This window comes from Pseudomonas extremorientalis (assembly GCF_024584605.1).
Classification (GTDB): Bacteria; Pseudomonadota; Gammaproteobacteria; order Pseudomonadales; family Pseudomonadaceae; genus Aquipseudomonas; species Aquipseudomonas extremorientalis.
On record NZ_CP089519.1, the window covers coordinates 2,646,054 to 2,651,810 of the forward strand.

Below are 5,757 nucleotides of genomic sequence, written 5' to 3' on the forward strand. Positions count from 1 at the left end.
TAAAAATGTGGGAGGGGGCAAGCCCCCCTCCCACAAATGGATTTCCAGTGCGGTTAGAGGTCGCGCACCACGCGAAACCCAATCCAATCCCCTCGCGTCTGCGGGTAGATGGTGTTGCGGTTGCCCGAGCGCGAGAACACCGGCGCCTCGCCCCAGTCATTGCCGCGAATCATGTAGCCCTCGCAGTTCGGCTCCATCCACACACTGCCGTCGGTGGGCGCGCCGATGTAGTTGGGGTGTTCGCAGTCGGCCACGCGCTCGTAGACATTGCCATGCATGTCGTACATGCCGAAGGCATTCGGCGGGTAGCTGCCCACCGGCGACGAATAGCTGTAGCCATCGGCCGGGCCATAGGTGTTGGCGTGCTTGGCGATGCTGTAGCCCTTGCCCTCATCGAACGGGAAGGGGAACGGCCCGGTGGAGCCGGCGCGTGCGGCGTATTCGCGTTGGGCTTCGCTGACCATGTGGTACTGCTGGCCGGTTTTCTTCGACAGCCAGGCCACGTACTGCTTGATGTCGTCCATGTCCATGCACACTGCCGGCTGGCGCGGGCCCTGGGGGTAGCGCGGCTTGCTGGCGATGCATTCGCGGCCGGGGCGGGTGTCGCCGTCGGCGATCTTCACGCCGGTCTGGCGGATGTAGCTGTCCCATTCACCGGCGGTGATATGAAAGCGGCTCATGGCGAACGGCTTGGCGAAAGTCACTTCGTGCATCGGGCCTTCATCCGGCTCACGGCCGACTTCGTCCTCGGGGGTGCCCATGGTGAAGGTGCCGGCGGGCAGCACCACCATCTCCGGGCAGTCCTTGCAGTCCTTGAACACTTTGCCAGGTTGCGGCGTGGCGGCGTGGGCCAGGTTGGGCAGCAAGGCGCCGCACAGGGCGGTGAGTGCCAATGCCGTGAGGGGTTTGTTCATGGGGGCCTCTCATTCAAAGTGGAAAAGCGGTGCGTTACAGCCGTTGGCCCAGCAGCGTCATGAAGCGCTGGATCTCATCGGAGGAATTAAGCAGGCCGGGCGAGGTGCGGATCACCGGGCCGACATCACGGTCCACCGCGTCGATCACCACGCGGTTTTTCATCATGTAGTCGGCCACGGCTTCGCTGTCCTGGCCCTTGACCCGGAAGAAGGTGAAGCCGGCCGATAGCTCGGGACTGCGTGGGGTGACCAGTTCGATCTGCGGATGCGCCAGCAGGTGGTCTTTCAGTTCGGTATTCAGGGCGTGGATGCGTGCCTGCACCTGCGCCTTGCCCAGTTGCAGATGCAGCTTGAAGGCCTCATCCGCCGCCCAGCGATGTTCGAAGGCGTGAAAGCCGCCCGGGGTCATGGTGGTGGCGAAGTCCTGGTCTTCGGAGAAGGTCGGCACCATCGGGGTCACATACTGGTTTTGTGGGTCGCGGGCGCATACCAGCCCGGTGCCCCGGGGGCCGAACATCCACTTGTGGGTGCCGGCGATGAAAAAGTCGCAGTGCATGTCCGGGAAGTCGAGGTTCTCCACGCCGAAGCCGTGCACACCGTCTACCACATAGAGTATGCGGTCCCTGTCGTCTCGGTTGCGGTTGTGGTCTTCCACCAGCTTGCCGATCTCGCCGATGGGCAGTTTCACGCCGCTGCCGGACTGCACCCAGGTCATGCCAAGTACGCGGGTGTTGGGGCGGATATTGCGCTGGATATTTCCCAGCACCTCGTCCACGGACACCTGGTTGGCGTTTTTGAACAGGCTGATCTTGCGGACCTGGGTCTGCTCCTTGCGCACCCGGAAGTCCAGGCTGAACTCGGTGGCGTAGTGTTCGTGGACGGTAGTGAGGATCTCCTGGTCGGGTCGTACCTTGATTCCGCCATAAATCATCGCCAGCCCCTCGGAGGTGCTGCCGGTGAGGGCGATCTGCGCCGGCGTGGCCTTCAGGTAGCGGCCGGCCCACTCGCGCACCTGGCCTTCACGCTTCCAGGTTTCCTGCAAACCCCAGTCCATGGCCAGGCCCGGGTTGCGGTCGATCTGCGCGCGGTAGCGCTCGATGGCTTCTCGCACCGGCTTGGGGTGCGTGGCCACCAGGAAGTTGGAAAAGTGCAGATAGTCCGGGTCCTGGTTGAACAGTTGCTTGAAACCCGTCCATGGGTCATTCGATGCAGGGGCGGCGATAGCCTGGGGCAGCAGGGCGGCGCCCAGCGGCAGGCTGGCGGCAAACACCCCGGCCTGCTTGAGAAACGTACGGCGGTCGGTCATGGACTGGCTTCTGGATGATTAACGGTTGGCCAACGGCTTGGCGGCTTTTTGTACCTGGTCCCACACTCGCAGGAAGTTGCCGCCCCACAGCTTGGCGATATCGGCTTCGGAGTAGCCGCGCTGGATCAGTTCGGCGGTGACGTTGCGGATTTCACCGACGTTGTTCCAGCCCTGCACGCCGCCGCCATCGTTGAAGTCCGAGGCGAGGCCGACATGGTCGATGCCGATCTTGCGCACGGTGTAGTCGATGGCGTCCCCCAGGTCCTTGAGGGTGGCCTTGGGTTCTTCATCGAGGATGCCGTACAGCGCGCTGGCGTATTCGCCGAACTTGTGTTCCGGCCACGCGGCGATGATCGCGTCGCCTGGCATCAACGCCACGGCCAGGTTGGGCAGGGGCGGCAGGTCGAAGCGCGCACGCAGGGCGTTGAGCTTGTCCCGGGTCGGCTGGCTCAACGGGCGCAGGTAGGCGGAGAAGCCCACGATCTGCACCACGCCGCCACTCTGCTTGATCAGTTGCAGCTCTTTGTCGCTCAGGTTACGCGGGATATCCACCGACGCGCGCGGCGCCGAGTGGGACGCCACCATCGGCGTGCGGCTCAATTGCGCGACCTGTTCCAGGGCCTTGGTCGACATCTGCGACACGTCGATGATCACTCCCAGGTCATTGAGGCGGTGCACCGCTTGCTTGCCGATGTCCGACAAACCGTCGAGGGCGTCGGTGGAGTCATTGAAAAACGGCAGCGGGCGCGACGAGTCCGACCAGGCGTTGTTGCCCACATAGCTGAAGCCGAACATGCGCATGCCGCGCGCCGCCCACAGGTCCAGCAGGTTCAGGTCGTTGCCCAGCGGGTAGGCGTTGAGCATGCTGATAAAGATCGCGAACTTGCCTTCGCCATGCAGACGCCGGAAATCATCCGGGGTGTAGGCGATGGCGACCTGGTTGGGGTAGTCGCGCACCATGCCGCTGATGATCTTGTAGCGCACTTCCTGCTCGTTGCGCGCGGCTTCGACAAAACCGTCGGTGGGTTTGTGCGGGGCGTTGGGGCCGTTCCAGATTTCCGGCCAGCCGAAAATCGTCAGTGCCGCACCGGACAGGCGCCCGCGTGCCGCCTTGGCCAGGTCGAACTGGCCGCTGCCGTCCTTGTCCGCCTCGTTGCCGGCGGTGCCGAAATCGATGGGCACGGTGATATGGCTGTCGAACGACAGCAACCGGTCCTGCATTTCATTGGCCTGCTTGATCACCGTCAGCGGGTAACCGGCATTGCCCTTGAACCAGTGATCCCAGACCAGGAAGCCGGCTCCGGCACCGATGGCCAGTGCCAGCGGCAAGCCGATATACAGCGCCTTTTTCGAACGTGGTTTTGTCATTGCCATCTCAGTCAGTTGAGGCCTTCGCTATCAGGGAAGAACGAGTGATAGGTGGGGAAATTTAGGCGGGCAGGGCGCGCTGGTAAATTTCCCCGGCGTGCAAACGTTCTAGCTCTGATAAAGCCGTTTCCTAAGGTAGACAATGACCATCTCTCGACGTGGGTTCATCGCAGGCCTGGCGCTGACCGGCGCCGCTGTGCCGGCCGCCTTCTATGCCCATCGCGAGTTGACGCGCGAAGAAGAATTCCCCATCACTCCCGGCGAAGCCACGGTGGACCTGGCCGACACCGCCGGCCAGCACCTGGCGAACACATTGCGTGGGGTGTGGAGCCTGCGCCTGGAGGGCCGCGACGCCGGCCTCAAGGGCCTGCCGTTGGAAGGTCTGGAGCTGCTGCTCGACATCGCCCCGCGTGGACGTGGCTTGCGCGGTTACCTGGACACCGCCGCCCACCTGCGCGCCGAGGGCGAGCCGCGTTACCGCGTGCTGGGTGATCTGCTGACAGGCGAGAGCGCCGTGCTCTACTGGCGCCTGATCGACCGCGACTCGATTGACGGCGCCCCCGCCTATGAATTCAAGATGACCCTTGACGAAGTCTGGGCGGATTTTGCCAATGCCGGCAGCAGCACACTCAGCGGGCAGATCCTTGACCTTGATCGGCCATTGGCGCTGGTCGAGCGCGATAACCGCTTCATCGCCCGCAAACAGTGGTTCCCCGAGGCGCGGCAACGCATCGGCCTCAACCCGACCCTGCTGGCCTGGCTGATTTCCCCCGAACACCGTCTGTTCCACCAACTGTGGCACGCTACCCGTGACCAGTGGCACAAACTCTCCGAAGAAAAGCGCGACGCCCTGCGCGGCATCGGTTGGCAACCCGGGCCACGGGGCCAGGAACGCGACGCCCGGGGCAAGCGCAAGGACCGCAACGGCTCGGGCATCGATTTCTTCTTCATGCACCGCCACATGCTCGGCACCGCGCGCTCCATGCAGGACCTGCCCTCATGGTCGCAATTCCCCGAGCCGCAACCGGCCCTGGAGCGTGATCGCCTGGGCTTTCTGCGCTACTTCGACAACCACGACGGCTTTGCGCTGCCGCCAACCTGGTCGGCGCCGGACGACAGCGACTACACCCAGTGGGTCAGCGACATCAAGAGCGCTGAGACCTACCACAGCAACTTCCAGGTGTGGGAGTCGCAGTACCGCGACCCACGCTACCTGGCCAGATTCACCCTGGGGCAGCTCGGTTCCGAAATGGAGCTGGGCCTGCACGACTGGCTGCACATGCGCTGGGCCTCGGTGCCCCGCGACCCGTCCAACGGTGCACCGGTGCCCATGGCCCGTGACCCCTCCGACTTTGCTGCGCGCTGGTACGCGGCGGAAAACGATTTCCTCGGCGATCCGTTTTCCTCCCACGTCAACCCGGTGTTCTGGCGCTTCCACGGCTGGATCGACGACCGCATCGAAGACTGGTTTCGCGCCCATGAGCGCTTCAATCCGGGGGAAGTCCGCCGCATGGAGGTCAACGGCGTAGCCTGGTTCGCGCCGGGCCGCTGGGTGGAAGTCGGCGATCCCTGGCTGGGGCCGGATACCCATGGCTGCAGCACCACGCCTGGGTTGCAGATGGGCCGGTCGATGGAGATGGACCCGGAGACCATGAAGCTCGCGTTGCGCATCACTTTCGGTGAAGACGACAACAGGCTGCAGGGGCTGTTCAAGCGGGTGCCAAGACGACCGTGGTATGCCCGTCACCTGAAACTTGCCTGAACCTGTAGTGAGCAGGCTTGCTGTGGTGAATGGGGCTGTTGTGGTGAGCAGGCTTGCTGTGGCGAGCAGGCTTGCCCTGCGTTGGGGCGCGAAGCGGCCCCATCAAGACCGCTGTGTTCTTTCAGGTAAAACGAGGTAGCCGGATTAGGGCCGCTTCGCAGCCCAACGCAGGGCAAGCCTGCTCGCCACAGCAAGCTAAATTGAACCAACCCCGTCCCGCCTTGTCCCCGCTTCCCATGTCACCCCCCGTCCGCCAAATCCCTTAATTTTCCAAGCCTGCCGGAAGCCTCTCCAGGCCCCCGGCTGCGCCCGCTTTTTTTAATGGCGGGCGTCCAGCAGACCCGATCCAAGCGGTAGCTGAAAACGGACTTTCTCCTCAACCGTGACTTATCAGGCAGGTTACCCCC

General features: G+C 63.7%; 4 protein-coding genes. 1 reads left to right on the top strand and 3 read right to left on the bottom strand.

The features are described 5' to 3' along the window. Positions 1–53: 53 nt before the first annotated feature. From pvdO to pvdM, 3 genes are read right to left on the bottom strand one after another with little or no spacing between them, the layout of a single operon-like run. Complete coding sequence (pvdO, locus tag LUU92_RS11900) at positions 54–914, bottom strand: dihydropyoverdine dehydrogenase (RefSeq protein WP_071490808.1); 861 nt, start codon at positions 912–914, stop codon at positions 54–56. Between the two features lie 34 nt (positions 915–948). Further along, positions 949–2,220, bottom strand: a complete 1,272-nt coding sequence (pvdN, locus tag LUU92_RS11905) for a pyoverdine-tailoring periplasmic protein PvdN (RefSeq protein WP_257103670.1) — start codon at positions 2,218–2,220, stop codon at positions 949–951. 18 nt (positions 2,221–2,238) lie between these two features. Further along, positions 2,239–3,588, bottom strand: coding sequence for a pyoverdine-tailoring dipeptidase-like protein PvdM (gene pvdM, locus LUU92_RS11910; RefSeq protein ID WP_257103671.1), 1,350 nt, complete (start codon positions 3,586–3,588; stop codon positions 2,239–2,241). A gap of 142 nt (positions 3,589–3,730) precedes the next feature. Here pvdM and pvdP point away from each other — a divergent pair, with 142 nt between their 5' ends. Further along, positions 3,731–5,350, top strand: coding sequence for a pyoverdine maturation tyrosinase PvdP (gene pvdP, locus LUU92_RS11915; RefSeq protein ID WP_257103672.1), 1,620 nt, complete (start codon positions 3,731–3,733; stop codon positions 5,348–5,350). Positions 5,351–5,757: the final 407 nt, after the last annotated feature.

Bases quoted from the DNA above. Each gene is read 5' to 3' on its own strand.
- pvdO (WP_071490808.1), bottom strand. From the start codon at position 914: ATGAACAAACCCCTCACGGCATTGGCACTCACCGCCCTGTGCGGCGCC.
- pvdN (WP_257103670.1), bottom strand. From the start codon at position 2,220: ATGACCGACCGCCGTACGTTTCTCAAGCAGGCCGGGGTGTTTGCCGCC.
- pvdM (WP_257103671.1), bottom strand. From the start codon at position 3,588: ATGACAAAACCACGTTCGAAAAAGGCGCTGTATATCGGCTTGCCGCTG.
- pvdP (WP_257103672.1), top strand. From the start codon at position 3,731: ATGACCATCTCTCGACGTGGGTTCATCGCAGGCCTGGCGCTGACCGGC.